Annotated in this window: 33 protein-coding genes; 22 read left to right on the top strand and 11 right to left on the bottom strand. The window is 67.0% G+C overall.

Annotated features, from left to right (window positions below; all coding sequences use genetic code 11):
- The first annotated feature begins 34 nt into the window (after positions 1-34).
- The 11 genes from ACIBK2_RS42660 to ACIBK2_RS42610 all read left to right on the top strand — a co-directional run bounded on the left by ACIBK2_RS42660 (position 35) and on the right by ACIBK2_RS42610 (position 9,925).
- Positions 35-880: an ABC transporter permease gene (locus ACIBK2_RS42660; protein WP_379289637.1), complete on the top strand. Its 846-nt coding sequence runs from the start codon at positions 35-37 to the stop codon at positions 878-880.
- Between the two features lies 1 nt (position 881).
- The gene (locus ACIBK2_RS42655) at positions 882-1,736 is read left to right on the top strand and encodes an ABC transporter permease (protein ID WP_396976407.1); all 855 of its coding nucleotides are present in this window, start codon (positions 882-884) and stop codon (positions 1,734-1,736) included.
- Positions 1,700-2,767, top strand: coding sequence for an MlaD family protein (locus ACIBK2_RS42650; protein WP_396976405.1), 1,068 nt, complete (start codon positions 1,700-1,702; stop codon positions 2,765-2,767). The genes ACIBK2_RS42655 and ACIBK2_RS42650 overlap by 37 nt, the downstream gene beginning before the upstream one ends.
- Complete coding sequence (locus ACIBK2_RS42645; RefSeq protein WP_396976403.1) at positions 2,764-3,765, top strand: MlaD family protein; 1,002 nt, start codon at positions 2,764-2,766, stop codon at positions 3,763-3,765. Before ACIBK2_RS42650 ends, ACIBK2_RS42645 begins: the two co-directional genes overlap by 4 nt.
- Positions 3,753-4,787: an MlaD family protein gene (locus tag ACIBK2_RS42640; protein WP_396976401.1), complete on the top strand. Its 1,035-nt coding sequence runs from the start codon at positions 3,753-3,755 to the stop codon at positions 4,785-4,787. Before ACIBK2_RS42645 ends, ACIBK2_RS42640 begins: the two co-directional genes overlap by 13 nt.
- Complete coding sequence (locus tag ACIBK2_RS42635) at positions 4,787-5,872, top strand: MlaD family protein (RefSeq protein WP_396976399.1); 1,086 nt, start codon at positions 4,787-4,789, stop codon at positions 5,870-5,872. The genes ACIBK2_RS42640 and ACIBK2_RS42635 overlap by 1 nt, the downstream gene beginning before the upstream one ends.
- Positions 5,869-6,996 carry an MlaD family protein gene (locus ACIBK2_RS42630; protein WP_396976397.1) on the top strand — a complete coding sequence of 376 codons (1,128 nt, stop codon included), beginning with the start codon at positions 5,869-5,871 and terminating at the stop codon, positions 6,994-6,996. The genes ACIBK2_RS42635 and ACIBK2_RS42630 overlap by 4 nt, the downstream gene beginning before the upstream one ends.
- Complete coding sequence (locus tag ACIBK2_RS42625) at positions 6,993-7,949, top strand: MlaD family protein (protein ID WP_396976395.1); 957 nt, start codon at positions 6,993-6,995, stop codon at positions 7,947-7,949. The genes ACIBK2_RS42630 and ACIBK2_RS42625 overlap by 4 nt, the downstream gene beginning before the upstream one ends.
- Before the next feature lie 14 nt (positions 7,950-7,963).
- Positions 7,964-8,563, top strand: coding sequence for a hypothetical protein (locus ACIBK2_RS42620; RefSeq protein WP_396976393.1), 600 nt, complete (start codon positions 7,964-7,966; stop codon positions 8,561-8,563).
- 172 nt (positions 8,564-8,735) lie between these two features.
- The gene (locus ACIBK2_RS42615) at positions 8,736-9,554 is read left to right on the top strand and encodes a hypothetical protein (protein WP_396976391.1); all 819 of its coding nucleotides are present in this window, start codon (positions 8,736-8,738) and stop codon (positions 9,552-9,554) included.
- Between the two features lie 17 nt (positions 9,555-9,571).
- Complete coding sequence (locus ACIBK2_RS42610; RefSeq protein ID WP_396976389.1) at positions 9,572-9,925, top strand: aminoglycoside phosphotransferase family protein; 354 nt, start codon at positions 9,572-9,574, stop codon at positions 9,923-9,925.
- 3 nt (positions 9,926-9,928) lie between these two features.
- Here ACIBK2_RS42610 and ACIBK2_RS42605 read toward each other — a convergent pair whose 3' ends face one another.
- Positions 9,929-10,942 (bottom strand): SDR family NAD(P)-dependent oxidoreductase, encoded by a 1,014-nt coding sequence (locus tag ACIBK2_RS42605; RefSeq protein ID WP_396976387.1) that lies wholly within the window; start codon positions 10,940-10,942, stop codon positions 9,929-9,931.
- Positions 10,943-11,061: 119 nt separating this feature from the next.
- Between ACIBK2_RS42605 and ACIBK2_RS42600 the strand changes: the two genes are divergently transcribed.
- From ACIBK2_RS42600 to ACIBK2_RS42590, 3 genes are read left to right on the top strand one after another with little or no spacing between them, the layout of a single operon-like run.
- Positions 11,062-12,261, top strand: a complete 1,200-nt coding sequence (locus ACIBK2_RS42600; RefSeq protein ID WP_396976570.1) for a sensor histidine kinase — start codon at positions 11,062-11,064, stop codon at positions 12,259-12,261.
- Complete coding sequence (locus tag ACIBK2_RS42595; RefSeq protein ID WP_396976385.1) at positions 12,258-12,902, top strand: response regulator; 645 nt, start codon at positions 12,258-12,260, stop codon at positions 12,900-12,902. The genes ACIBK2_RS42600 and ACIBK2_RS42595 overlap by 4 nt, the downstream gene beginning before the upstream one ends.
- Before the next feature lie 32 nt (positions 12,903-12,934).
- Complete coding sequence (locus ACIBK2_RS42590) at positions 12,935-13,819, top strand: aminoglycoside phosphotransferase family protein (RefSeq protein ID WP_396976383.1); 885 nt, start codon at positions 12,935-12,937, stop codon at positions 13,817-13,819.
- A gap of 9 nt (positions 13,820-13,828) precedes the next feature.
- Here ACIBK2_RS42590 and ACIBK2_RS42585 read toward each other — a convergent pair whose 3' ends face one another.
- Positions 13,829-14,383 carry a TetR/AcrR family transcriptional regulator gene (locus tag ACIBK2_RS42585; RefSeq protein WP_396976381.1) on the bottom strand — a complete coding sequence of 185 codons (555 nt, stop codon included), beginning with the start codon at positions 14,381-14,383 and terminating at the stop codon, positions 13,829-13,831.
- A gap of 228 nt (positions 14,384-14,611) precedes the next feature.
- Between ACIBK2_RS42585 and ACIBK2_RS42580 the strand changes: the two genes are divergently transcribed.
- Positions 14,612-15,826 carry a cytochrome P450 gene (locus tag ACIBK2_RS42580; protein ID WP_396976379.1) on the top strand — a complete coding sequence of 405 codons (1,215 nt, stop codon included), beginning with the start codon at positions 14,612-14,614 and terminating at the stop codon, positions 15,824-15,826.
- Positions 15,827-15,903: 77 nt separating this feature from the next.
- On the opposite strand, the gene ACIBK2_RS42575 is transcribed toward ACIBK2_RS42580, so the two are convergent.
- On the bottom strand, positions 15,904-16,284 hold the full coding sequence (locus tag ACIBK2_RS42575) for a DUF5313 family protein (RefSeq protein ID WP_396976377.1): 381 nt from the start codon (positions 16,282-16,284) through the stop codon (positions 15,904-15,906).
- Between the two features lie 20 nt (positions 16,285-16,304).
- Positions 16,305-16,757 (bottom strand): MarR family winged helix-turn-helix transcriptional regulator, encoded by a 453-nt coding sequence (locus tag ACIBK2_RS42570; protein ID WP_396976375.1) that lies wholly within the window; start codon positions 16,755-16,757, stop codon positions 16,305-16,307.
- 120 nt (positions 16,758-16,877) lie between these two features.
- Between ACIBK2_RS42570 and ACIBK2_RS42565 the strand changes: the two genes are divergently transcribed.
- A complete protein-coding gene (locus tag ACIBK2_RS42565) occupies positions 16,878-17,873 on the top strand; it encodes a DUF418 domain-containing protein (RefSeq protein WP_396976373.1) in 996 nt (331 codons plus the stop codon).
- 18 nt (positions 17,874-17,891) lie between these two features.
- Here ACIBK2_RS42565 and ACIBK2_RS42560 read toward each other — a convergent pair whose 3' ends face one another.
- Complete coding sequence (locus ACIBK2_RS42560) at positions 17,892-18,131, bottom strand: hypothetical protein (protein ID WP_396976371.1); 240 nt, start codon at positions 18,129-18,131, stop codon at positions 17,892-17,894.
- Positions 18,132-18,208: 77 nt separating this feature from the next.
- Complete coding sequence (locus ACIBK2_RS42555) at positions 18,209-18,445, bottom strand: ribbon-helix-helix protein, CopG family (RefSeq protein WP_396976369.1); 237 nt, start codon at positions 18,443-18,445, stop codon at positions 18,209-18,211.
- Positions 18,446-18,747: 302 nt separating this feature from the next.
- On the opposite strand from ACIBK2_RS42555, the gene ACIBK2_RS42550 reads away from it, so the two are divergent.
- Complete coding sequence (locus tag ACIBK2_RS42550) at positions 18,748-20,319, top strand: Na+/H+ antiporter (protein ID WP_396976367.1); 1,572 nt, start codon at positions 18,748-18,750, stop codon at positions 20,317-20,319.
- 36 nt (positions 20,320-20,355) lie between these two features.
- Here ACIBK2_RS42550 and ACIBK2_RS42545 read toward each other — a convergent pair whose 3' ends face one another.
- On the bottom strand, positions 20,356-20,550 hold the full coding sequence (locus ACIBK2_RS42545) for a heavy metal-associated domain-containing protein (protein ID WP_357390705.1): 195 nt from the start codon (positions 20,548-20,550) through the stop codon (positions 20,356-20,358).
- Positions 20,551-20,677: 127 nt separating this feature from the next.
- On the opposite strand from ACIBK2_RS42545, the gene ACIBK2_RS42540 reads away from it, so the two are divergent.
- From ACIBK2_RS42540 to ACIBK2_RS42530, 3 genes are read left to right on the top strand one after another with little or no spacing between them, the layout of a single operon-like run.
- Positions 20,678-21,130 (top strand): hypothetical protein, encoded by a 453-nt coding sequence (locus tag ACIBK2_RS42540; protein WP_396976365.1) that lies wholly within the window; start codon positions 20,678-20,680, stop codon positions 21,128-21,130.
- A gap of 24 nt (positions 21,131-21,154) precedes the next feature.
- Complete coding sequence (locus ACIBK2_RS42535; RefSeq protein ID WP_379289670.1) at positions 21,155-21,310, top strand: DUF6131 family protein; 156 nt, start codon at positions 21,155-21,157, stop codon at positions 21,308-21,310.
- A 9-nt stretch (positions 21,311-21,319) separates the two neighbouring features.
- The gene (locus tag ACIBK2_RS42530; protein ID WP_396976362.1) at positions 21,320-21,496 is read left to right on the top strand and encodes a CsbD family protein; all 177 of its coding nucleotides are present in this window, start codon (positions 21,320-21,322) and stop codon (positions 21,494-21,496) included.
- A gap of 14 nt (positions 21,497-21,510) precedes the next feature.
- Here the strand turns inward: ACIBK2_RS42530 and ACIBK2_RS42525 are convergent, their stop codons facing one another.
- Positions 21,511-22,545: an alpha/beta hydrolase gene (locus tag ACIBK2_RS42525; RefSeq protein WP_396976568.1), complete on the bottom strand. Its 1,035-nt coding sequence runs from the start codon at positions 22,543-22,545 to the stop codon at positions 21,511-21,513.
- Between the two features lie 232 nt (positions 22,546-22,777).
- Positions 22,778-23,380: a TetR/AcrR family transcriptional regulator gene (locus ACIBK2_RS42520; protein WP_396976360.1), complete on the bottom strand. Its 603-nt coding sequence runs from the start codon at positions 23,378-23,380 to the stop codon at positions 22,778-22,780.
- A 109-nt stretch (positions 23,381-23,489) separates the two neighbouring features.
- Between ACIBK2_RS42520 and ACIBK2_RS42515 the strand changes: the two genes are divergently transcribed.
- Entirely contained in the window at positions 23,490-24,710 is a 1,221-nt protein-coding gene (locus tag ACIBK2_RS42515; protein WP_396976358.1) for an alpha/beta hydrolase family protein, read from the top strand.
- Positions 24,711-24,761: 51 nt separating this feature from the next.
- Here the strand turns inward: ACIBK2_RS42515 and ACIBK2_RS42510 are convergent, their stop codons facing one another.
- Together ACIBK2_RS42510 and ACIBK2_RS42505 are read right to left on the bottom strand one after the other, a co-directional pair.
- On the bottom strand, positions 24,762-25,493 hold the full coding sequence (locus ACIBK2_RS42510) for a VIT family protein (RefSeq protein ID WP_379289678.1): 732 nt from the start codon (positions 25,491-25,493) through the stop codon (positions 24,762-24,764).
- 46 nt (positions 25,494-25,539) lie between these two features.
- Positions 25,540-26,076, bottom strand: a complete 537-nt coding sequence (locus ACIBK2_RS42505) for a YdcF family protein (protein WP_396976566.1) — start codon at positions 26,074-26,076, stop codon at positions 25,540-25,542.
- Positions 26,077-26,225: 149 nt separating this feature from the next.
- On the opposite strand from ACIBK2_RS42505, the gene ACIBK2_RS42500 reads away from it, so the two are divergent.
- Positions 26,226-26,690: a MarR family winged helix-turn-helix transcriptional regulator gene (locus ACIBK2_RS42500; RefSeq protein ID WP_396976355.1), complete on the top strand. Its 465-nt coding sequence runs from the start codon at positions 26,226-26,228 to the stop codon at positions 26,688-26,690.
- Positions 26,691-26,694 lie beyond the last annotated feature (4 nt).

Below are 26,694 nucleotides of genomic sequence, written 5' to 3'. Positions count from 1 at the left end.
AACCTGAGACACACCGGCTTGGCCGGGGCCACGCGTGGCGCCTGTGACCCGGGCTCGCTCGAGCGCCTCTGCCGTTCGTATCGTCCGCAGGAACTTCTCCGACACGGTCGTCTCGTCCTTGCGGACGTTCGGTCGTGCCGTCGATATCGCGCGGGAATCGGTGACCGGCACGGTCACCGGGATAGTGCGCGGCCAGTTCCAATGGCGCGAGGCGACCACGCAGGCTTGGCGCCTGGTGACCGTCACGGCGATCCCCGCGATCCTCATCGCGATCCCGTTCGGCGTCATCGTCTCGATTCAGGTCGGCAACCTCATCCACACCCTCGGCGCCGACTCGCTGCTCGGCGCGACCGGCGGCCTTGGCGTGATCAAGCAGGGCGCCCCGCTGGCCACCGGATTCCTGCTCGGCGGCGCGGGCGCCGCCGCCATCGCCGCCGATCTCGGCGCGCGCACCATCCGCGAGGAGATCGACGCGCTCAACACCATGGGCATCAGTCCGATTCCGCGCCTGGTGATTCCGCGGCTGGTCGCGATGATCGTCGTCGCGCCGCTGCTGAACATCCTCATCATCTTCGTCGGCATCGTCGCGGGTTACGCGGTCGCGGTCGGCGGCCAGAACGTCACTCCCGGCAGCTACTGGGCCACCTTCGGCTCCTTCACCACCGTCGCCGACGTGTGGGTGTCGCTGCTCAAGGCGGCCCTGTTCGGCTTCCTGGTGGTGGTCATCGCCTGCCAGCGCGGGCTGGAGGCCAAGGGCGGACCGCGCGGGGTCGCCGACGCGGTGAACGCCGCCGTGGTGCTCTCGGTGGTGTCGATCGCGATCGTGAACCTCGGCGTCACCCAGGTGGTCGAGATGTTCCTGCCGACCAGGCTGGTCTGAGATGGCGTCAACCTATGTGCCCAAGGGCTTGGGCTGGATCTACCGTCGCCGCAGCCTGGTCTTCGCGCGGTTCGAGTCGCTCGGCTTCGTGCTGGCCTTCGTCTGGCAGGTGCTCTCGTCGATTCCCTCGACGCTCAAGCACTATCGCGACGAGACGCTGCGCATCATCTCCGACATGACCTGGGGCCGCGGCTCGGTCATCGTCGGCGGCGGCACGGTGCCGATGATGATCGTGCTCGGCCTGGTGATGGGCGCGTCCGTCGCCGTCGAATCGTTCACCATGCTGAACATGCTCGGCATGGGCCCGGTCACCGGCATCGTCTCCGCCTACGCCACCACCCGCGAGCTCGCGCCGATCGCCGCGGCCATCGGCTTCGCCGCGCAGGCCGGCTGCCGGATCACCGCCGAGATCGGCTCCATGCGCATCTCGGAGGAGATCGACGCGCTCGAGGCGATGGGCCTGCGCTCGGTGCCGTTCGTGGTGACCACCCGGGTGATCGCCGGCGCGATCTCGATCGTGCCGACCTTCCTGATCGGGCTGATCCTGGCGTACCTGTCCTGCCGCGGGCTGATCACGTTGGTGCACGGCCAATCCGGCGGCGTGTACGACCACTACTTCTTCCAGTTCGTGTCCGGGTTCGACGTGGTCGCCGCGGTGATCAAGGTGGCCATCTTCGCCACCGTCGTCATCCTCATCCACAGCTACTACGGCTTCTTCGCCACCGGCGGACCCGAGGGCGTCGGCATTGCCTCCGGCCGCGCGGTGCGCGCCTCATCGGTGGCGATCGTGGCCATCGACATGGTCCTCACCATCGTGCTGTGGGGCTTCAACGCGACGATCAGCTTTACGGGGTAACGGCGATGCCGAAGTACGGAATGCCCGGAGTGGCCATCGACAAGCACCAGACCCGGCTGGTCGGCGTGATCGCGGTCGGCGTGATCATCGCGGTGTTGGCGGTCACCGTGCTGTATCGAGAGCTGCGCTCCGACAACGGTTTACAGATCACCCTGCACACCGAGCAGATCGGTGACGGCGTGCTGGCCGGTACGCCGGTGCGGATGGACGGCGTGCAGGTGGGCACGGTCGCCGCGATCGCGCCGGACGAGCAGGGCACGCAGCGAATCACCTTGCGACTGAACCCCTCTCAACTGCACGGACTAGACGACAGCATGCGGGTCGACTACGCGCCTGCCAACCTCTTCGGCATCAGCGAGATCGGCCTGCGCCGCGGCTCCGGCGGGTCCGCGCTGCGCGACGACAGCGTGATCGACCTGACCGGCGGCCATACCGACGCGGTGTTCGACGCCACCATGGGCAGCATGCTGCGCAGCCTGTCGCAGACCGGCGACTCGGTGCTCACCCCGCAGATGGCCACGGTGATCAGCCAGGTCTCGCACAACATGAAGGCGTTCACCCCGCTCGCGCAGTCGATCATCCAGGTGGCCCAGATCGTGACCGACAACCAGCGGATGCCGCCCTCGGAGCTGGCCGGCCGGCTCGGACCCGCGTTCTACGGTGCCGGTGACTTCGCGGGCGCCAACGAGCTGATGGTGTACATCCTGCGCAATATCCCACGGCTGCAAGGCAATCGGGACGCGTTCGACGCGGGCGTGCGGATGCATACCGAGCGACTGCTGCCCGGCATCGCGAACCTCGGCGGCACGCTCGGCGGCAGCCTCTCCGGCCTCACCGACATGCTCGCCCCGGTGCTGCAGTTGCTCGCGCAGATGGTGCCGCAGCCGCGTCAGTCGGGCGCCGACCTCACCGAACTGCTGCGCCGCCTGCGCGCGTCGATGCCGGACACCCCGAATGGTCCGGTGCTGAACGCCGAGATCGATATCAGCGGTGTGCCGGTGCTGGCACCGCTGTTGGGTGGTGCTCGATGAACGTACGTTCTTCCGCTTGGCGGCTCGCCCTGTTCGCGGCGGTGATGATCGGGGTGCTGTTCATCGTCTGCACGGCGATCAAGCGGCCGGTCGCCGGTCCGACCGAACAGCACGCCGCGCTGTTCACCGATGCCAACGGTCTGAAGGTCGGCGACGACGTGCGCATGTACGGCGTGCAGGTCGGCAAGGTCGACAGTCTCTCCCTCGACGGCACGCAGGCGCGAGTCCAGTTGTCGCTCAAGACCGATGCGCCGATCTACGACAACTCGAAACTGGCCATCCGCTATCAGAACCTCACCGGCCAACGCTATGTCGACCTGCAGCAACAGCCGCAGCCCGGCAAGCGCATTCCCGGCGGCGCGACCGTCAGCGCCGATCACACGGTGCCCTCGTTCGATGTGACCAGCATGTTCAACGGCCTGAAGCCGGTGCTGGCCACCATCTCGCCCGAGGAGATCAACCAGTTCAGCGCGAGCATGGTCGCGCTGATCGAGGGCGACGGCAACGGGATCGGGCCCGCGCTCGAGGCCATCGACAAGCTCGCGGCGCACGTCAAGGACCGCCAGACGGTGATCGACAAGGTGCTGCAGAATCTGTCCGATCTGCACGAGACGGCAGGCGGGAAGATCCACTACATGGTGCCGATTCTGGCCCGGCTGGCCGACGTCATCTCCGGCCTGCAATCCAATATGACCGGACTGGCCCAGTTCGCGGCGGCCGCGCCCTCGGTGCTCGGTCCGCTGAACAACATGTTCGACGCGCTCGGTCTGCAAAGCCCCGACGACGTGGACGCGTTGATCCACCAGATCTTTCCCGATCCCGCGCAGGCCCTGGAGGTCTTCGACAAGCTGCCGGGGCTGCTGGCCGGGTTCGACGCCGCCATTCCCAAGTCGGGTTCGACGGGCTGGAAGCCGCAGTGCACCAAGGGACAAGCCGATGTACCGCAGGTCTTCGGCGTGCTGATCGCAGGACAGCAGGTGGCGGTATGCGCTGGTTGAGCAAGATCTTCGGCGATCGCCGGGTAGTCGGTGAGGCGGACAAGAAGCGGCGCGAGATCCGGCTCGGCCTGGTCGGTGTGGTGCTGGTGGCGATCCTGGCCGTCGGGGTCGGCGTGCTCTACGTCGTCCCGTTCGGCAAGAAGACCTACACGGCCGAGCTGTCCGAGGCGCAGTCGGTGAAGTCCGGTGACGATATCCGCGTCGCGGGCATCAGCGTCGGCACGGTGAAATCGCTGGAGCTGAAACCGGATCGGGTGCTCATGCGTTTCACCGTCGACTCCAACGTGTTCGTCGGCGACCAGTCCACGTTGGACGTGCGCATGCTCACCATCGTCGGCGGCAACTACGTCGCGCTGTTCCCGTCGGGGACGAACCCGTTGGGCAGCAAGCACATTCCGACCGACCGGGTCCGGCTGCCGTACAGCCTGGTGCAGACCTTCCAGGACGCGGCCGAGCCGCTGCGCAAGATCGACGGAGATACCTTGCGGCGCAACCTCGCCGCGCTCGGCACCTCCGTCGCACAGGCGCCCGACACGCTGCGCACCACCCTCGACAGCCTCAACAGCTTCGTCGACGACCTCAATCGCCAGCACGTGATGATCTCCAAGGCGATCGCCAACGCCGACGAGTACACCACCATGTACGACGGCGCCAAGGGCTCGCTCGGCAAGTTGGTGCAGGCCACCAACCTGCTGGAGGACCTGGTGCTCAGCAAGCGCGCCGAGCTGGCCGAGGGCATTCGGCTGCTGAAGCAGGTCATCACCAAGGCCGCGGCGATCGCGCCGACCTACGCGGAGGCGAAGCCGAAGCTGCAGCCGCTCTTCGACGTGCTGCCGCGGATGGAGGAGCTGCTGAATCGGCTGGATCCGGTGATCGGCTCGGTGCAGGACATGCAGCAGAAGGTGTCGGCGCTGGCCATACCGGACGGTGGCGTGACGGTCGATCAGTCCGGTCAGACCATCACCGCGCCCGCCGACGCGATCACGCGGGTGTGCGTGCCGCTACCGGGGAAGGATTGCTGATGCTGCACAAGGTCCTCGGTTCACGGGCGTTCATGTCGGTCTCGGGTGCCGCCGTCGCGGTGGTGCTGGTCGTGGTCGGTTACTTCATCGCCTTCGATCCGCTGAAGAAGACCGAGAGCTACTGCGCGATCATGCCGGACACCGTCGGCCTGTACGTCGGCAATCAGGTGACCATGCGCGGCATTCCGGTGGGGACAGTGACTTCCATTGCCGCGCAGGGCAAATCGGTGAAGGTGGAGTTCGCTGTCGAGGCCGACAAGCCGGTGTACGCCGACGCGGGCGCCACCACGCTGGCCGACAGCATCGTCGCGGCTCGGCAGTTGGCCGTGGTGTCGAGCGGTAAGAACACCGCGCGCTGGAACTCCTCGCAATGCATCACCAAGACGATGACGCCCAAGAGCGTCACCGAGACGTTGAACGCCGTCGCGCAGCTGTCGGCGGAGATCTCGGGTCCGGATTCCAAGACACCCAACGCGCTCTCCAACGGCTTGTCTCAGTTGAACGCGGCCACTGCGGGCACCGGCCCGCAGATCAACGCGATCATCAACCAGCTCAGCGGCGCCATGGCCTCGCCCGACGCCGACATCGCGCACCTGGTCGGTGTTTTCGATGCCTTCTCCTCGGTCGGCAAGAAGGTCGAAGAGCATTGGGGCGATATCGAATCCATGTTCACCCGGTTGACGCCGGTACTCGTCACGGCACGGGACGACCTGTTGATGCCGGGTGCCGACGTGATCGATGGTCTCGCGCAGCTGCTCCCGGTGCTCAACGACCTCACCACCGCCTTCGGTGGCCCGCTCGGCAAGGCCCTCGATTTCACGGTGCCGCTGGTGAAGTTCCTGCGCGCCAGGGTCGGCTCATTGGCCCAGGTCGTGTCGATGATGCCGGTGCTGACCGACGCGTTCCGCTCGGTGGGCAACTCCGGAATCGCTTACGCCCCACCGAAGGTCGCGATTCCGCAGCCGAATGCCGACCTGGTCTGCGCGGCGGCGAATGCCATCGCGCCGGGGCGCTGCACCGCGGACGGCGGTCTGGTGAAGGTCGATATGGCGGCCCTGGTGTTCGGATCGGCAGGTGCGCGATGAAGTTCCATCGAGACGAAACGGGGCGGTTGCACATCGTATTTCAGCGGAGATACGAAAGCCCTAAGGGTGGTGCGCGTTTCGTTGCCGGTCTGGCAGTGGCCATGGCGGCCGTGCTGCCCGCCGCAGGCTGTGCCTTCGACCCCTCCTCGGTTCCCGTGCCAGGCGCCGAGGTCTCCGGCGCCACCTACAACATTCGGATCCAGTTCGAGAACGTGCTGAATCTGCCTGCCCGCGCCAAGATCATGGCCAACGGCGCGCAGGTCGGCACGGTTTCCGATGTCTCGGTGGTGGATTCGGCCAAGGCCGGTGGTCGCGGCGGCTATGTCATTGTCGACGCTCGCATCTCGAAGTCGGTGCGGCTCCCGGCGGCCACCCGCGCCGAACTGCGGCAGAACACGGTGCTCGGCGATATCCATCTCGCGCTGATCACCCCGCCGAACGGCTTCGACAAGCTGCTGCCGGAGAACGGCACCATTCCGCTGTCGCAGACGAAACCGCCGGTGCAGCTGGAAGATACGATGGCCGCGCTCGCCACCTTCACCCAGGGCGGCGCGGTGCAGCAGGTGCAGGACACCATCGAACAGCTCAACGACGTATTGCCCAAGGACGTCGGCCGGACCGCGCAGATCGGCAAGACCATGTCCGACGACGCGGTCGATCTGGGCAATCACCTGGACAAGCTCGATTCGCTGCTCGACGGCATCGACAACAATTCCAATGTCCTGCACGAGATTCGGCCGGAGCTGGCCCAGCTGCTGACCCAGGAGTCGGTGGATCAGATGAACGGCATCGCGCCGTCCATCATCGGGGTGACCAAGATCTTCAACGCGCTCGGTCCGATCGGCACCGGGCTCACCTGGCTCGGCCCGCTGCTGAAGAGCGCCGACGGCACGGTGCAGGCCTTCCTGCCCCTGCTCGCCTCGGGCCGGCCGCTGGATCTGAGCCGGCCTGGGAATCTGCCGACCTTGGTTTCGCTGATCCGCGACAAGATCATTCCGTTCGCCGAGCGCGGCCCGAAGGTGAACATCGTCGGGGTCAAGACCGACGGCGCGGCAGCGGTGCCCGTGCAGGACCAGACCGACCGAATCATCCAGACGCTACGCATGATCGGAGTCGTCCGATGAAGCTCGGGCACCTCGCCTCGCTGGGCGGCATCGCCGCCATCATCGTGCTCGGCGCGGGTTATCTGACCTTCGGGGTGGTGCGGGTCGATCCGCTGGCCGACTACACCCACGCCAGCATGGTGCTCGCCAATTCCGGTGGGCTGGCGGTCGGTTCGCCGGTGCTGCTCACCGGCATCGAGGTGGGCCGGGTCAACTCGGTGACCAACAGCGTCGGCGGGGTCGAGGTCGGGATGAAGCTGGTCGCCGACCGCCGGGTGCCCACCGACAGCGTGGTCACCATCGAACATCTGTCGGCGCTCGGCGAGCCGTACGTCGAGTTCCGGCCGAATTCCGATGGCGGACCCTACATTCGGGACGGTCAGCAGCTGAAGACCGCGAATGTGCGTACGCCGCTGTCGATTCCGGAGGTCGCCAGGCTGGCCACCGCGACGCTGAACCAGCTCGATCCGAAGGTGGTCGGCTCGCTGGTGAGCACGGCCGAGCAGTCCCTGGTCGGCACCGACGCCGCGATCCCCAACCTGGCACGCTCCGGCGACCTGCTCGCCGCGGCCATCATGAGCCGCAACCCGCAGATCGTCTCGCTGCTCAACAGCCTGCAGAACACGGCAACCAACATGGATTGGGTCGGCCCGTCCTTCAGCGCCGCCGCACCCGAGTGGACCAAGTTCGCCCAGACGCTGAGCAATTTGGTCACCCACGTGGGCACGATGGTCGACGGCGAGCCGATCGATCAGTACACCACCGGCAACGGGCTCGCCCCGTTCACCGAGAAGACCATCGCCGCGTTGCGCGAGCTCCAACCGGAGCTGAGTTCGCTGGCGCCGATCCTGCGTCCCCTGGTCGATGCGACCGTCTCGGCCGCGCCGCGGATCGATATCTCAGCCCTGATCGCCCAGGCCCTCGCCGAGGTCGACGCCGACGGCGCCGTCAAGGTGCGGGTCGCTATCAAGTAGGAAAGGAGGCCGCGATGTCGAACGACGTTGTGACCGAACCGAAGCCGACGACCGACGAGGACGTCACCGCGGCCCCGCCCGCCAAGGCCGCGCGGACCGTGTCGATCCGCGTCTCGACCGTCGCGGTCGGTGCCGCGCTGGTGGCACTGGGCGCTGCGACCGCGGTGTTCGCCGCGCTGTGGGTATCGGCGCGCGGTGACGTGAGCGATCGCGACGCCGCGGCCGCCGCCGACAAGCACGCCGAGCAGGTCGCCACCGACTACGCGGTCGGCGCCTCCAACATCAACTTCCAGGACGTCAACGCCTGGGTCGCCAAGCTCAAGACCAACACCACCCCGCAGCTGGCGGGCAAGTTCGACGCCACCGCGCCCAAGCTGCAGGACATCCTGGTCCCGCTGAAGTGGACCTCGACCTCGACCCCGATCACCGCCAAGGTGATGAACACCGACAACGGGATCTACAAGGTGAACGTCTTCCTCAACGTCACCTCGACCAGCGCGCAGACGCCCGAGGGCGCGCAGACCACCGTCACCTACACGGTGAATGTGGATCCGGACAACGGCTGGAAGGTCGCCGACGTCGGCGGGGTGGCCGGCGCGCTGCCCAAGCAGTGACCGGTACCGCCAGCAAACGCGTTTATCGGTAGCTAATCCTGGTAAATGGCTTCTACCTGCGTAAATGAAAATTGCATAAAGTGAGCATCGACTCAGCAACCTTCGGGTAGCGTGCCGTGAAGATCAACTTTCGTGCCGGTATTTCCCTGTCCATACAGTGAAGGCGGTTTCGATGGTGGCACCCGGCGGCAGTCACGAACCCGAAGGCGGCGCCGACAACCGTGGCCTGGTCGTCGCGGCGGTGATCGCGGCGGCGCTGGTGCTCGTGGTCGCGATCGGGCTGCTGCTCGGGTCGAATGACGACGCGAAGGACACGAAATCGGCCGCGGCGACCAGCACCGCGAGCCCGTCGTCCAGCGGCACCGCCGCCTCGGCGCCGCACCTGGTGAGTCCAGGGCCCGCGACGCCGGTCGCGCCGGTGCCACAGCCCGCCCGCAAGCTCGGTGACGACTGCTCGGCGGGCGGCATCCTCGCGCGGTGGGATCTGCGCGCCGGTCAATGGGCGTGTGTCCCGGCCGGGCAGGACGTGCACCGGATCGGCGACGACTGCTCGCACGACGGGATCATCGCGCGGTGGGGCCGGGGCCCGGACGGACGCTCGGTCTGCCTACCGCAAGGGTCCGGTCTGGACGTCCACGCGGTCGGCGACGACTGTACGCACGACGGGATCGTCGCTCAGTGGTTCTTGCCGCCGGATGGTCGTTGGGTCTGCCTCCCGCAGGAGCAAGGCGGTGGGCCGGCCGGGCTGCCCGCCAATCCGCCGCCGCCCGCGAACCCGGGACCGCCGCAGAATCCGGGCCCACCGCCCCAGGTGGACCCGGTCCCGCCGCCTGCCGATCCAGGTGCACCGCCCGCGAATTCGGGTCCGCCGCCCGCGAATCCAGTTCCGCAGCCTGCGAATCCGGCTCCGCCGCCGATCATTCCTGGGCTGCCACCGTTCATTCCGGTGCCGCCACCCCCGAATCCGGGCCCGCAGCCCGCCCCCAATTAGGCCCGCCGAAATTCGCCTTGGCCGCCTGGCAGGGCGACGGTGCGGTACTGCTCTACGAGAGCGACGCGGAGAACGGAGCGATGCTGCTGGAGCGTCTGGATGCCGGACGTTCGCTGCACACCGAGCCGATCGACGACGCCGTCCGGATCACCTGCGAACTACTGAGCAGGCTGGCTATCCCAGTGCCACAAGGCATTTCGCGGAACCTGCGGACCGAATCCGCAAGCTGGGCCGAGGAACTGCCCAGGGAATGGGCCCGGCTCGGCGGACCGTACCCGCGCAAGATGCTGGACGCGGCCGTCGAGGACGAAGACTGCGACGACCCCGGTTACCCGTCCGTCCAGGAGATCGGACCGTGGGCGCTGCGCTGAACCCTAAGCATGCGCGGTCTTTCCGCCGTCGATGACGAGTTGAGCGCCGGTGAGATACGGATGCTCGGGGGAGGCGAGAGTAAGCGCGAACGCGGCGATCTCCGCTGCTGTCGCCAATCGGCCGAGCCCTGGAACATTGCTGCTCGCCCACTGTTTCATCATCACCTGGTACACGTCATCGGGGATGTTCTCGAATCCGCCTGCCCGGCGCACCAACTCGGTGTCCGTGGTGCCGGGGACCAGCGCGTTGACCCGGATGCCGTTGGCCGCGTAGTCGAGCGCCGCGGCCTGGACCAGGCCGACCAGGCCACGCTTGCTCGCCGTGTACGCGCCTCGGCCTGCATCCGTGGCGAGCGCGTTGCTCGACGAGGTGACCACGATGGTGCCGCCGCCGCGCTGAAGCATGTGCGGCACTTCGTATTTCATCGCGAGAAAGGTTCCGCGCAGGTTGGTGTTCAGCACCCGATCGAATTCGGCGGTGCTGTACTCGTGCAGCTTCTTCTGCACGGTGATGCCGGCATTGTTGAACGCGACATCCAGTCCGCCATAGGTTTTCACGGTCGCGTCGACGAAATTACGGACATCCTCCTCGATCAGGACGTCCGCGCGGATGTAGGTCGCCTCACCGCCTGTCGCTCGGATCTCACGCTCCACTGCGCGTCCGCGGTCCTCACGTCGCCCGCAGAACGCGACTCGCCCGCCTTCCGCCGCGAACAAATGCGCCGCCGCCGCGCCGATGCCCGAGGTCGCGCCGGTGATCAACACGGTCTTGCCCTCGAACCGCCGCAACGCGGTCGGTGTGTACCGGGGTGGGTTGGAATTCGCGCCCAGCGCAACACCTCCGGCGAGACCCGCGGCCGCGCCGACCGCGAGACCGGACGCAGCCATCGTCCCGAGCAGTCGCCTGCGGCTCGGCTTCTTGTTCTCGGCCGCGCGGTCGGGTCGGTCTGCCTCGCTCGGGGAATCGCGGAGTTCGCCACCGTCGGACACTCGCGCCGAGTCGTCTTGGTTCGTCATGCCAGAAACCTTCGCGGCAACCGAGGTCCGGCGACTCCGCCCGCGGGCCCGAATCTCGGCCGCGAGGAGGAGGGCGCTCCTCCGGAGGGCGGAGCCGGGCCGGCTATGCGCACGGCATGATGGGTTTCGTGGTGAGTTCGGCAGGGGTGACGCGTGGGGTGGAATCGTGGCTCGACGTGCGGTTCTTGCCGGTGCGGTTGCTGGTGCTGGTGATCGCGGCGATGGGCTGTCTGCTGTTCCTGGCCGATTCACCGAGCGTGCTCGACTGGACGATCGGGCTGCTCGCGGTGCTGGTGAGCGCGGGTGGGGTGCGCTGGCCGTTCGTCACGTCGTTGCTGGTCAGCGGTCTGCTGGTGCTCGGTTTCGAGGTCGGTGACACGGGCCCGGTGGTCGCCAAGGTGGCCGCCGCGATAGCGCTGGTCGAATTGTCGGCCCGTCGATCCGGCTGGCAGCCGTGGCTGGCCGCGGGCGTGCTGGCCGGTGCCTATCTGCTGCATCCGCACGGTGACCTCGCCGCGCACGGTTATCGCGCGGTCGTCATGGCGGGCGCGCCGGTGCTGATCGGTGTCCTGCTGCGCACGGCGCGCGAGGGTGCCGACCACGCGTTACGTGAGGCGCACGAGATCGCCCAGCGCCGCGATGCCGAGGTCGCTGCCGCCCGAGCGCTCGAACGCACCGCCATCGCACGGGAATTGCACGACCTGGTCGCGCACCACGTGTCCTCGACCGTGTTGCGCGTCGGCGTTGCCCGGCATGCCATGCCCGACGCGCCACCCGGTGCGCTCGAAGTGCTCGACGACATCCACGCCAGCGGGAAAGAAACCCTCACCGACCTGCGCAGGCTGGTCGCCATCCTGCGTGATCCCGCGATGACCGGCGACTCGTTCATCGCGCCCGCCGATCTACCCGCCGCGCTCGCCGCCGTGGTAGACCGTGCACGGCAGTCCGGGATCACCGTGGTTGCCGAGGTGCCTGACGACGTCATCGATGTCGATGCGGTACTTGCCCTTACGCTGCTGCGCCTCACCCAGGAGGGCATCTCGAACATCGCGAAGCACGCCGGATCGGGAGCGACCGCGCGGTTGACCATTGCGATGCAGGACGGTGATGTTCGATTCATGTTGCGCGACAAGGGATCTTCGCCGAAGTCGAGCGCTGGCAACGGTGCTGCGGCGAATCGGTCCGGCGGCCACGGGCTCGGCCTGATCGGACTGCACGAGCGCATCGAACTGCTCGGCGGCGAATTCGCCGCCAGCGCCGTCGGCGCGGAATGGCAACTCGCAGCGCGTCTTCCGTTCGGCAGGCCGGTGTCGTCATGACGATCCGCGTCCTCATCGTCGACGACCAGCACCTGGTCCGTGCGGGCCTGCGCATGCTCTGTCAGACCGACGACGATCTCGAAGTGGTGGGGGAGGCGGCCACCGGGACGGATGCCGTCCGGCTCGCGGAGCAACTGACTCCCGACGTCGTCCTGATGGACCTACGCATGCCCGGCATGGACGGAATCCGTGCCACCGCAGCGATTCTCGCGGCTCGACCCACTGCCCGCGTGCTCGCGCTCACCACCTTCGACGACGACGATCACCTCTATCCGGCCTTGGCGGCAGGCGCCTGCGGCTTCCTCGTCAAGGACGCCTCACCCACCGACCTACTCCAGGGCATCCACCGCGCCGCCGCCGGAGATCACCCGTTCTCGCCCGACGTCCTGCGCCGTGTCGTCGACTCCGCCCTCGCGGCACGCACCACTGCGCCCGCGACTGATTTCGTCGCCCCCAAGGGCCTGACCACCCGCGAAGCGGAGGTGCTGGCGCTGGTCGCCAGGGGCCTTGCCAACGCCGACATCGCCACCCGCCTGCACCTCGGCATCACCACCGTCAAAACCCACATCACCAACCTGATGGCCAAAACCGGGACCACCAACCGCGTGCAACTGGCGGTCCTCGGCGTGCGCGTCCGCTGAAATTGGCTGGACAGGGCTGAGAGGCTCGATACGTGAACATTGTTCCTGAGTTTTTCGCTGAGCGCCTTGCCAGGAATGAGGGGCAGGAGGCGCGGGACTTTCTGGACCGGCTGCCCGGGCTGGCCGAGGAATACCTGCGACGGTGGCACTTGAGCCTCGACGGTCCCGTCATGCACGGTTACGCCGGGCTGGTGCTGCCCGCCACCAGGGCCGACGGCAATGCGGTCGTGCTGAAACTGAGCCTCATGACGCCGGAGACCCGCGACGAACCGCTCGCACTCGCCGCCTGGAACGGCGTGGGCGCGGTGCGACTGCTGGACAGCGACCCTGAGCGCGGCGTCCTGCTGCTCGAGCGCCTCGATCCGACCCGGTCGCTGCTGACCGAACCGATCGACGAGGCCGTGCGGATCGCCACCGGCCTGCTGCGCCGGCTCGCGATTCCTGCCCCGTCCGGCCTCAGCCGCGACCTGCGGCACGAGGCCGAGCGATACGCCGCCGAACTCCCCGAGGACTGGGCGCGCCTCGGTGAGCCATTCCCGCGCAAGCTGCTGGACGCGGCGGTCGATGCGTGTAATCAATTGGGCCCCAGCGCGGCCCGGCTACTAGCCAACGAGGATCTGCACTACGAGAACGTGCTCGGCGGGACGCGCGAGCCCTGGTTGGTGATCGATCCGCAACCACTCGTCGGCGACCCCGAATTCACCACCCTGTCGCTGATCTGGAACCGCCGAACCGAGTCATCGATCGACGATCGGTTCGCCGCGATCGTCGACGGCGCAGGCCTCGACCCCGATCGTGCCAGAGCGTGGACACTCGTTCGCGCCCTGCGCAATTGGCTGGACTTCCTGGACGACGACGATCTCGAGGACGACGGCTACTTCGCGGTGCGGGACATCGCGCCGTGGGCCCTGCGCTGAGTCTGCTTGCTATGCGGCGAAATTGGGCACGACGAACCGTTCGACCAGCGCACGCTCCGTGGCGGGATCGGGTGCGGGCCAAAACAACAGTGACAGCACCACCCGGACGATCCACTGCCCTGCGGCGGGGTCGGCGGTGGCGATTCCGGTGAGCGCGAGGGCGGTCGCGGCGAGGTCGGGATTGCCCGCGAGGAACGCGTCGATCTCCTGCGGTGTGCTCGCGTTCAGGAAGGCGACCGCCACCGGATCGGCGCGGACCGCCGTCAGCGCGGCGAGGATCGCCTGCGCCACCCGTTCCGGTCCGCTGAGTGGTGCGACCGAGCGCTGAATGAGCTGGGCGACCCGGGCGGTCGCCCCGGCCAGCACCGCCGCACGCAGGGCGGACTTCCCGCCGACATACCGGTACACCGTCGCCCGTGAGCATCCGGCCTGCGCGGCGACCTGGTCGATAGTCAGTCCGCCCATGCCGTTGCGGCCGATCAGGTCGGCGGCGGCTGCGTGAATGCGCTCGATGGCGAGGGCCTGGCGGTCGCCGCCGGCGAGCCAATCGGGCTGTCCGGGCATCACGGGCCTCGATTCGGTCGAGATACGGTCGAACAATTTTGTCTCACGGTGAGACGGATCGGACCAGTTTGCCACAGGTATCCGCAGGTCTCCTCGACGTGCGAGATATCGGCCGATATAGGCGATGAGCAGCGGATTCTCACTTTTCCGAAACGGTTGACTCGTGCCGGGAACATGCGAAATCTGTTGTAGAGAAACAGTTATCGGCCCAACGGAAAGGCGGCGGCGATGACCAATGCGCTGGACGCGATCGACCTGTTCGAGCCGAGCGTGCTCGACGACCCGTACCCGTTCTATGCGCGGTTGCGGACGGACTCGCCGGTGTATCGCGTGGCAGACACCGACTTCTTCCTGGTCAGCCGGTGGGACCTGGTGGTCGAGGCGACCTCCCGTGTCACGGACTTCTCCTCGAACCTGACCGGCGCGCTGGTCCGCCAGCCGGATGGGTCCTCGGCGGTATTCGGTTTGGACGATCGCGGTGCGGCCGTACACGTTCTGGCCACCGGAGACGACCCCGCGCACCTGTCGCACCGCAAAACCGTGCTACCCGCGTTGGTCGCGAAACGTATTCGAGCACTGGAGGCGACGATCGCTGCGATCGTTGATCGATTGTGGGAGAAGGGATTCGACGGCAGCGGTATCGAGTGGATGTCGGCGGTGGCCGACCAGCTGCCGATGACCGTAGTAGCCGGTCTGCTCGGTCTGCCGGACAGCGACGTTGCGCGGCTGATGAATTGGGGATACACCAGCACCGAGTTGCTCGCCGGGGTAGTCACGACCGACCGCCTCGGCGCGGTCGTGACAGCCTCGGTGGAGTTGGCGGGCTACCTGTACGAGAAGTTCGCCTCGGCCTGCGACGATCCGCAGGACGATCTGCTCGGTGACCTCGCCCGTGCCTGTGCCGCAGGCGATCTCAGCCGGGAGGTCGCCGTGGTGATGCTGGTTCAGTTGGTCGGCGCGGGCGGTGAGTCCACCGCGGGTCTGATCGGCAATGCCGCTCGGCTCCTCGCCGACCAGTCCATGCAACGACGCGTCCGTGCGGATCCCGATCTGCTCGAGCCGTTCCTCGAGGAGACGCTCCGGCTGGAATCGCCGTTCCGCGCCCACCATCGCCACGTTGTCACCGATACCGAGCTGGGCGGCGTCGAGCTGCCCGCAGGCAGTCACCTGCTGTTGTTGTGGGGTGCCGCGAACCGCGACCCGGCGGTCTTCGCCGATCCGGACGAGATCCAATTGAATCGGCTTGTCCCGCGCGGACATCTGGCCTTCGGCAAGGGCATTCATTTCTGCGTCGGTGCCGCACTGGCGCGGCTGGAAGCCAGGATTGCGCTCGCCACGCTCCTCGACCGCACCGATACGTACCGCCTGGTTCCCGGTGCTGCCCAATGGGTTCCGAGCATCTTCGTCCGCCGCCACCAGCGCCTCGTCTTGACCATCAGCTGACCTCGCGCACGAATCATCAACTCGCGCACTGAATTGCTGGCAACTTCATGCGCGGCGCAACAGCTCGTGCGCGGCGGTCAGTGCGGGTGCTGTGCGGCGTACCTCGCGCGTTCGAGCGCGCGCCGCCGCGTGCGTTCCGGGCTCTCCAAGTCGGCGGGGAGTCCGTGCTTGGCCAGACGATGGGCACGGTTCATCGGCATGAAGGCCGCCGTGTAGAACAGCGCGAGGAGCACGGCGAGCAGCACCATCGAACCGCGTAACCACAGTTCGCCCGGGAAAAGTAGGAAGACGACGAACAGTGGGGTGAACGGGATCATGCCGCGCACGATGTGCCTGCTGGTCGCGTGCTTACCGGCGAGGTCGTTGCGCACCCAGTCGGTCATCGAATCGGGCAGGCGGCGACCGAATGCGTAGCCGATCCACTGGATCGGGTTGGGCCGCCGTGTTTTTCGGGTCATGCGCGATCTCCTGACGGGTGTTACGAAGTGGGTTGGACCGACAGGGACCTGCGCGCGGCCTCGTTGACGCGAGTGAGCACCTCGCGCAGTTCCTCCAGATCGGCGAGGGTGACGCCGAGCCGCTCGACCACCGCGGGCGGGATCCGCTCGGCCTGCTTGCGCATCGCGACACCGGCCTGCGTCAGGTTCACCACCAGGTTCCGTTCGTCGCGGCTGTCCCGCTCGCGCGTGATCAGCCCGGCGCTCTCCAACCGCTTGAGCAGCGGCGACAGCGTCGGCGAGTCCAGCTGAATCGCCTCGGCGATCGCCTTCACCGACATCGGCGCCTCGCCCCACAGTGCGAGCATCACCAGATACTGCGGGTGGGTGAGCCCGAGCGGTTCCAGCAGCGGCCGGTAGACGCCGAGCACCGCGCGATTGGCCACCGCCAACGCGAAGCACACCTGCCGGTCGAGCTGCAACGGATCGTCCATCTGGCCTCCTGTCGAACTGCCCTCAATGTTAACGCACAAACAGTTAGTGCATGAAGTATATGCGCGACATCACGCCGGAGAAGCGTGGTTCCGGCGCCGGTGATCATTAGTTTGAGACCCATGCAGAACGACACCGGCCGCATCCACGAGCTCGACGCCGTGCGCGGATTCGCCCTGTGCGGAATCCTGGTGGTCAACATCTGGCAGCTCACCGACATGACCGAGGTGCGCGCACCCGGCGAAATGGTCCCGCTGCGACACCTGCTCTCGGTCCTGTTCGAGGGCCGCTTCTTCCCGATCTTCTCGTTCCTGTTCGGCCTCAGCTTCGCGCTGTTCCTCGACCGCGCGGCGCAACGCACCGATCGCCCCCGCCTCATCCTGATCCGCCGCCTCGTCGCCCTCGGCATCCTCGGCCTCATCCACCACCAGTTCCAATCCGGCGAAGCGCTACTGCCCTACGCGCTAGTCGGCTTGGTGGTCCTCCTACCCGCAACAGGCTTGCCGCGCTTGGCAATCCTGGTCGCCGGCCTCGCCGCAACCATCGGCGTCGCGCTAACCCTCGGCGGCGGCCTCGCCCTCGTACCAGGCCTTTTCCTCCTCGGCCTGGCCGCCGACCGCTACGGCATCGCCGACACCCTCAACGAACGCACCTGGCAACTCACCGCCGTCTTCGCCCTAGCCCTCCCCGCCGCAGTACTGACAGCAATGTGGGAATACCACACCCCCTACCAGGACCTCCTGGTAAGCACCGCACCCCCAATCGCAGGCCTTCTCGGCGCCCTCACCTACCTAACCGGCCTACTACTCATCCTCCGCACCGAAACCGGCGCAGTCCTCTCGGAGGTACTCGAACCAATGGGCCGAATGGCCCTAACCAACTACATCTCCGCAACCGCCCTGATCCTCCTAGCCGAACCCCACCTCCACCTCTCCGGCTCCGACAAGTACGGCGTCCTCCTATGCCTGGCCGCCACCATCATCGCCATCCAAGCGATCGCCAGCTGGGCCTGGCTGAAGCTGTTCTATTACGGCCCCGTCGAATGGATCTGGCGTTGCATCACTTGGTGGGAACTCGTCCCCGCCCGCCGCCTACCGGAACCCGTCCGGTATCGCTGACCGAGGCCACCGGCTTGGTCATGGCCCGAGTATCGCCCGGATCTGGTCGGCGGCACGGCGGGCGATGGCCTCGTCGATGACGGCGATGGGTTCATCGGTACCGGCGAACCACCCCGGCCCGACTGTGAACGGGGCGCCGGTAAGGGCCGCCCCAACTGGCCCGAGCGGACAGATGATCGCATCGCCCGACAGCGGATCGGTGACGACTTCGACAATGATGTACTGACGCCGAATGCGGTGGTAGTCATCTGAACTCACGATGAGGCAGAGCATGCCACCGGGTAGCACGGAACCGGACGGGGCGTGCCAGACCTCGCCGAATCGAGGCAGTCCCATCAGTCGGCGGACCGCCGCTGCGCGATGAGAGCGGCAGTGACCGCGGTGGCGCGGTCGGGAGTGTGGCCAGCGGCATTGAGCGTGGCGCTGTCCGCAGCGATCCGCTGCCGGAGGTCGTCGCGATGAATCAGCCGAGCAAGATATGCGGAGCGATCCAACTGCTCGGCCTCAGCCCGCCGTTTGAGAATCTCGAGCGTCTCCTCATCGAGCGAAATCGACGTCTTCCGTCCAGCCATACCGTCGACTGTACCGCCGGTAGCGGTACGTAGACCAGATCGAACAGGTCCATACGTTCCTGGTCGTAGAAGCTGCATCGCAGATCCCCCTTATTTTCGGCCGCGCTTTTCATCACTCGCCAGGCATTCGATCCTGCCGAGAGCATGGATTGGGCGCACCGCAGGTTCGCATACGCGATGGCACGCGATCACCGGACCGGCATCGGGTGTGGTCTGGCGGCGGATCAGCCGAGCTTCACCGGCGGCCTCGGTACGGCGCGCCAGGCGGGTAACTCAGGACCGGCATCGCAGACTGGACGGTCATGGACCAGTTGGTGCTGATGTTTGTCATCTTGTTTGCCGCGATCTTTGCTGAGCCGCTCGGTAAGCGGCTCGGGGTGGCGTCGGCGGTGTTGATGACGGTGTTCGGGTGTGTGGTGGCGCTGGTTCCGTTCGCTCCGCGGATCGACATTCCGCCCGATTTGATTCTGCCGTTGGTGTTGCCGCCGCTGTTGTATGCGGCGTCGCGGCGGACCTCGTGGCGGCAGTTCGCGGAGAACTGGGGCTTGATCGCCTTGCGTGCCTTCGGCCTGGTGATTGCGACGGCAGCCGCGGTGGCCGCGGTGTTCCATGCCTGGTACCCGGCGTTGCCGATCGCGGCCGCTGTCGCGTTGGGCGCGTTGGTCGCACCGCCCGATCCGGTCGCGGCGACCGCGTTGGCGGGCAGTCTCGGCTTACCGCGCCGACTGGTGGTGGTGCTGGGTGGGGAGGGGCTGTTCAACGACGTCACGGCCATCGTCATCTACGGTGTCGCGGTCCAAGCCGTCGTCACCGGCAAGTTCTCCGCTCCGCATGCCGCTGCGGAATTCGTGATCTCGGCGGTGGTCGCGATCGCCGTCGGGTTGGTGCTCGGCTGGGCGGGCAGCCGGTTGACCAACTATCTCGCGGAGGCGACCTGGCAGGTGGCGCTGAGCCTGCTGTTGCCGTTCGCCGCCTACGGACTCGCCGAGGCGTGGCACGGGTCCGGCGTGCTCGCCGTGCTGGTCTGCGCGTTGTATCTGACCGACGCCGTCACCGAGTTCGCCGACTCGGACTACCGGCTGGTCGGCGCCTCGTTCTGGGACATCATCGAAATGCTGTTGAGCGGCTTCGCGTTCGGCCTCATCGGCCTGGAGCTCGGCGCGGTACTCGATGCGACAGGCCATGATTGGCCGAAACTGCTCGGCGGTGCTGCTGCGGTGGTCGCCGTCGTGGTCGCCCTCCGGCTGGTGTGGCTGCTCACCACCTGGGCGATCGGCCGAGCCTGGTGGCCAAACGCGGATGAGCCATACACCTGGCGGGAGACGGTCGTCACCTGGTGGGCCGGGATGCGCGGTGTCGCGACTGTCGCGCTGGCACTGGCCATTCCGTTTATCACCGACGACGGCAAGGACTTCCCCGGCCGCACCGAAATCCTGTTCACGGCCTTCGTAGTCGTCCTGTTCACCCTGTTGCTGCAGGGGCCGACGCTGCCGCTCGTCGTCCGGCTCACCGGCGTGCACGCGGACACCCAGAAGGAGCGCGAACTCGAACGCCAGCTGTGGGAGCGGGTGATCAAGGCGGAAATGGCCCGCCTGAAAGAGATTGCCGCCGAACAAGATCTACCCGACGATGTCTACGAACGGCTCCGCGACGGCTTCCGCCAACGCATGACGCGCGCCGACCCGCAGGCCGCGGACGCGGATGCCAAGTCGGAAGCCGCACGAAACGTTAAGCTGGCCAAAAAGTTTCGTGGCATCCGCGAGGACGTCGTCGAAGCGGGCCGCCGCGAAGCCCTCAATGCCCGCCGCGAACCCGGCATGCCGCCGGATCTCGTCGACCGGGTAACCAGGCGCCTCGATCTCGGCAGGCGCTGAGTCGCCGTCAGCGAGTTGGCCAGGCGGGCAACAAGATCAGCTGGCCGCCACGCCGGTATTGCGGATCGCCTCGAGCACCTCGTTGTAGGTGAGGTCGGAGTTGACCGTGGCGGACTCGGACGGCACGTTGATATCGACGTAATCGACGCCGTTGACCCCGCGCAACGTGGACTCGATGGCGGAGGCGGACTCGTGGGTGACGTTGGGCAAGGAGAAGGTGTACGAACTCATGACCATCGAATAGACCGATTCGACGGCCGTAAACGCCGACGAACAGTCGAGTTCGATTCCCTACGTTTGGTCGTCGGGTCCCCGGGAATAGCCGGGATGTCATACAACTCGACACAACAGGATTGTCATGATCATCATCATCGGGCTCGTCGTCTTGATCGCAGCAGTGATCGTCGGAGTCGCCGGCGTGGTGGCGAACAACGGCGAAGCCAACTTCCTACCAAGTGATTTCGCCGTTTTCGACTACCACTTCCACGGTTCCAGCGGTTTGCTGTTCGGCTACGGCATCGTCCTCGGCGCCATCGGCATGGCGGGCCTTGCCCTCCTACTGACCGGTGTCTGGCATGTCTCCCGCCGCAGCATGGCGGCACGTCGTGAGCTCAGGCAATCCCGCCGCGAAATGGCGGCGGTCCGGCGCGATCTAGCGGGCGGCACACCGCCGGTCCGCAAGGAGCCCGTATCGCAGCCGCACCGCGAACCCGTCTGGAGTCGGTTCGTGCGCCGTCCGGCCACGGCTCCCGCGGGTGACACCCCGCGCGTCGCAAGCACGCCCCGCGTGCAGGCGCCGGCGTCGAAATAGTCATCGAGAAAAGGAAATACGACCATGATTGTTCTCGGACTTGTCCTCCTCATCGCGGGGTGGCTGCTCGGAATCGGATTGCTCACCACCGCAGGCATCATCATCCTCGTCATCGGCCTCGTGCTGATGGTCGCCGGATCGGTGGGCCGCCCGGTCGGTGGTCGGCGCTGGTATTACTAGGTGCCGATCATGACCAAGTTCGAAGACAGAATCGCGCACCAGGTGCAAGCCGCCAGGGGTAATGCGAAGAAATACCTCGGCCGGGCGATGGGAAACCGCCGCCTGGAATCCGAGGGACGTCGAGAACAAGCCAGCGGCAACGTGAAACGCGCCGCGGACAAACTACGGGCCGCGTTCAAGCGCTGACCTGATGGCCGGTGTCAGCCGAGGGGCAATCCAAGCCCCTCGGCCAACACCGGCCATGACGCTTTCAACGCGTCCTGCCAGTAACCCCACGAGTGGGTTCCGGTCGGCTGGAAATCGTAGGTCGCCGGAATACCCAAGCCGTTCAACCGATTTTGCATATTCCGCGTGCACCAGTCCGCCGCCGCCTCGATCACGCCGCCACCGGCGACCTGATCGATGAAGCCGTTCGGCCCCTGCTGTACGTATTTGCCGCCGGGCAAGTCGTACCTGCCCGGCACGCCGGTCCCGGTGGACAGGAACAACTTCAGGCCACGCAGCTGGTCCGCGTGCAGGTACGGATCGTTGTCCGCCCACATCGGATCATTCGGCGGCCCATACATATTCACCGTATCGCCGCCGCCCCACATCTCCACGGCCAGCTTCACGAAGCTCTGGCCCACCGGATCGCTGATCTGCGCGCACCCGCTGTAAGCCGCGACGGCCCGATACAGACCCGGCTTCGCGATCGGCAGCTGCAACGCCGACGTCCCCGACATCGACAGCCCCGCAATGGCATTGAGGCCGTTGGTGCCGAACTTCGCGTCGATCAGCGGCGGCAATTCCTCGGTGAGGAACGTCTTCCATTTGTACGGCCCGAATTTCGGGTCGGGTGCCCGCCAATCCGTGTAATAGCTCCACTGCCCACCGACCGGCTGCACCACGTTGACATCCTTGGTGCCGAGGAAGGTCAGCGCGTCGGTGTTGCGCTGCCAGGTCGCCTCGTCCTCGCCGCCACCGCCGCCGTTGAGCAGATACAACGTCGGTCGCGGCACCGAGTCATCGGCCGCACGTTGCACATTGACGGTGATGTCCTGTCCCATGGCCGCCGAATAGACCAGCAGCTGCACGGTCCGATCGTTCACCGCATGTGCTTCGGTGATCGCGGGCGCCGGTGCCGCCACGATTTTCGACGCGTACGCCGGTGCGCCCGTTCCGATCATCAGCGCGGCAGCGAATACCGCACTGGCCGCGTAAGTCCTTCTGCGACATGATGTTCCGGTGCCGAACATAGGCAGCACCCACCTCCGTCCTGCTAGCCGGACCGGGGCGGCGAACGATCGACGGGGCATCGATCGCGAACCCGGCGGCATCGACCCCGGTTTCGGTCGACGTACCAGGCCGCCTGCGCCTAACCCATATCCCAAGGCGGAGACGTGTCCACGAACGGAGCCACCGCCCGGAGACCTGCACGCACCATGATAGCGAAAGGTTCGCTGGGCAATTCTGATCCGCGTGGCGGCCTCAGCCGCGGAAGGCTGCGATCAGCGTATTCGTCAGGGTATCCAGGTAATCGGGCCTGGTCGGCTGGCCGCCCATCAGCTGCCGCCAGAACAGCGGGGCGATGCACAGGTCCAACGCGAGCTCGGTATCGAGATCCGCCGGGAGTTCGCCGCGATCGATCCCGCGCCGCAGCAGCTGCCCGACCTTCTCGCGCCGGCTGTGCCCGACGGTCTGCAGTGCATCTGCGACCGTGGCCGTGCGGATGCCCTCGGCCAGCAGGTCGGGGATGATCCGCGCGGCCAGCGGATGGCTGAAACCGCCTGCGGTCACCTCGAGAAACGCCCGCAGATCACCGTGCAGCGACCCGGTGTCAGGCACCTCGGCGGCTGCGACCGCGACTTGCTCGACGAGCGCGAGCACCATCTGCTCCTTGGTCGCCCACCGCCGATACAGCGTCGGCTTGCTGACGCCCGCGCGCCGCGCGATCCCCTCCATCGTCAGCTTGCCGTAGCCGACCTCGGCCAACTCGGTGAACGCGGCGCTGGTGATCGCGGTGGTGACTTGCGGTTGCATCACCGCGGCCCCGGCGGGGACGCGCTTGCGGTCGGGGAGTGGCTCTGTCATGTCCACAGCCTAGCAACGTCGATACGGTTGCGTTTCGTCGTAGATAGTCGTACCGTTCTTCTCGTACGACGAAACGCAACCGTATCGACGCTAAGAACGAGGTAGAGCCATGAAATTCCTCTTCGACGACGAGTCCTTCGACTTCGAGGCGCTGCGCGCGGCGGGCTTCGCCAGCTACGGCGGCGCCGAGCTGGGCGAGGTACTGGCCACCGCGAGCCGGATCACCGACGGCGACGAGGCGGCGTGGCTGCGCGAGTGGCGGGCCACCGCCGAGCGGGTACACGCGATCGGCACCGACTGCCTGGCGAAGGGCCGCAGGGTGAGCGCCCGCCAGGCCCTGCTGCGCGCCTCGAACTACTACCGCACCGCCGAGTTCTACCGCCGCGACAACCCGGCCGAGGACCCCGAGGCTCGCGACCTGTCCAACCGCTCGCGCGAAACATTCGCGCAGGCAGCGGAATTGTTCGACACCCCGGTGCGCTCGGTGTCGATTCCCTTCCAGGACACCACCCTTCCCGGCTACCTCTTTCTCGTCGACGATTCCGGCGCGCCACGGCCGACGGTGATCTTCAACAGCGGCTTCGACTCCACCCTGGAGGAAGCCTGGTTCGTGCTGGCCGCCGCCGCGGTCGAGCGCGGCTACCAGGTGCTCGCCTTCGACGGCCCCGGCCAGGGCGCGGCCATCCGGCAGCAGGGCCTGACCTTCCGGCCCGACTGGGAGGCCGTCATCACCCCGGTGGTCGACTACGCACTCGGCCTGCCGGAGGTGGATCCGACGCGAATCGCGTTGTACGGCTACAGCCTCGGCGGCTACCTGGTCGCCCGCGCCGCCGCCTTCGACCACCGGCTGGCCGCGCTGGTGCTCAACGATGGTCTCTTCGACTACCACGCGGGCAACATGAACTCGCTGCCCGAGTTCCTCGCCGAGTGGGTCGAAGCCGGACGTGACGCCGAAGCGCTCCCGGTCATCGGAATGGTCATGGCATTCAACACCACCGCTCGGTGGGCGCTGCGCAATGGCACCTGGACCTTCGGCGCCGACTCACCTGCCGACTACATTCGCAAGACCAAGCCCTACACGTTGGACGGCATCGCGCACCAGATCGACTGCCCGACACTGGTTTTGGACGCCGAGAACGATCTGTTCTTCCGAGGTGAGGCACAGCGCGTCTACGCGGCGCTCACCTGCCAGAAGGAGCTGATCGTCGGCACCAACGCCGAGGGGGCGGGCGCGCACTGCCACATGGGCGCGATGCTGCTGACCAACCAGCGGGTATTCGATTGGCTCGACGCCACTTTTGAAGCGCAGCCGGTCAGTGCCGTTGCCTGATCGTCGCTTCCCCCCTCGGGATCTGATGGGCTGGAAATCCCTGCCAGCGCATCAGATCCCGGCGACGTCCGCCAGCTGCCCGATGCCGTAGGTGACCGCCATGGCCAGCGCCCCGCCGATCACCACCCGCAGCACCGCCCGGCCACGCTCGCTGCCGCCGAGGCGGGCACTCACCGAACCGGTGACCGCCAGCGCGACGAGCACCGCGGCGAAGGTGATCGGAATCCGTACCGAAACCGGCGGCAGCAGGATGGCGAGCAACGGCAGCAGCGCGCCGAGCGTGAACGACACCGCCGAGGAGAACGCCGCCTGCCACGGATTGGTCAGTTCATTGGGATTGAGCCCCAGCTCGGCCTCGGCGTGTGCGGTGAACGCGTCGTGCGCGGTGAGCTCCTCGGCGACCTTGCGTGCCGTGGCCGCGGACAGTCCCTTGCGCTCGTAGATGCCCGCCAACTCGGCCAGCTCGAATTCCGGCTCGTCACGCAGTTCGCGCTGTTCCTTCGCGAGCAGGGCCCGCTCGGAATCGCGCTGGGTACTGACCGACACGTACTCGCCGACCGCCATCGAGATCGCGCCCGCCGACAGTCCCGCGATGCCCGCGGTGAAGATGGCACTGGTGCTGGTCGTCGCCGCGGCGACGCCGACGACCAGCCCGGCCGTGGACACGATGCCGTCGTTGGCGCCGAGCACCCCGGCGCGCAACCAGTTCAGCTTGGACGCCAGCCCCTCGGTGTGGGGCTCGTGCGGGTGCGCGCCTGCGGGTTCGCTGGTCGTTTCGTCCATGAGGCGAAAGACTAAGCGAAGTTCGGCCGTCGAGCTGTGCGCCCGCTCAACATCCCGGCGACAGAAACGCCCGCAGGTATCCCGCCGACTGCCTGAGGTACATCCATGCCCAGAAGCGCAGCCCCGAATCGCTCGGGCTCGCCACCATGGTCAGCTCGCCGCCGAAGCATTTCGACACGATGTAGCGCGCCCGCGACACATGCGGGGTGTAGGTCACCACGATGATGTGATGCCAGCCGTATTGCTGTGCCCGCCGCCGGATTTCGTGCGCCTCGCCCTCGGTGGTCCACGGGTCGGGCACGAAGCAGCTGACGGTGAAGTCGAACTTCCCCGCGCAGTACTTGTCCATCTCGTGGTCCTCGAGGCCGGTGGACCGCGAAATCAGCAGCGTAGGAGCGTATCCCCGCTCGGCGAGGTCGAGCCCGACGTCGAACCGTTCGTAGGCGGTGCCACCGAGCACCACGATGGCGTCGGCCTTACGCAGCGGATCGGTTTGCGGATAGACGTACACCGGCAGACCCGCGAGCCCGATCAGCACGACCAGGCCGAGCAGGGCTCCGAAGAAGATTCCAGCCCGTCGCAGCCCGGTCACCAGCCCGACGATACCGAAATCCTGGCGGAATACCGGGGCGCTTCGGTATGTTCCATTCCATGGAATGGATCTTGTCGACTCCGACGTGACTAAAATCGGCATCGTCTGAATCCAAAGCACGACATGGAATGGAGTGACTCGTGGCGGAAGCGCGCCTGGTCGAGCTGTTCGACCAACTGGTGCGGGTGGAGATCCTGCTGTGGAACGCCGTCGAGCGGCGGCTTCGCGATGACCATGCGATGCCGCTGCCCTGGTTCGAGATGATGCGGGTCGCCGACCGGCTCGGCGGGGCGCGGGTGCGGGATATCGCCGACGCGATGACCATCACCGAGGGCGGGGCCAGCAAGGTCGTCGACCGGGTGCAGGCCGCGGGCCACGCGGAACGGCAGCGCGATCCCGCCGACGGTCGCTCGTCGCGAATCACCTTGACGCGCAGTGGCGAACGCCTGCTGCGTGCGGCGACGGCCACCGTCGAGGCCGAACTCGCCGGGCGGATCGGCGCGGTGCTCGGCACCGATTCCGTCGACCGGCTCGACGCCACCCTGCGGCTGCTCCGCACCGCCAACCTGTCCGCCGCACCGACGGCGGAGCTCGAGAAGGAGTGATCGA

It is taken from the genome of Nocardia sp. NPDC050175 (assembly GCF_044459885.1).
Lineage (GTDB): Bacteria > Actinomycetota > Actinomycetes > Mycobacteriales > Mycobacteriaceae > Nocardia.
The sequence above is the reverse complement of the archived record's forward strand: the minus strand, read 5'-3'. Positions and strand labels throughout refer to the sequence as shown.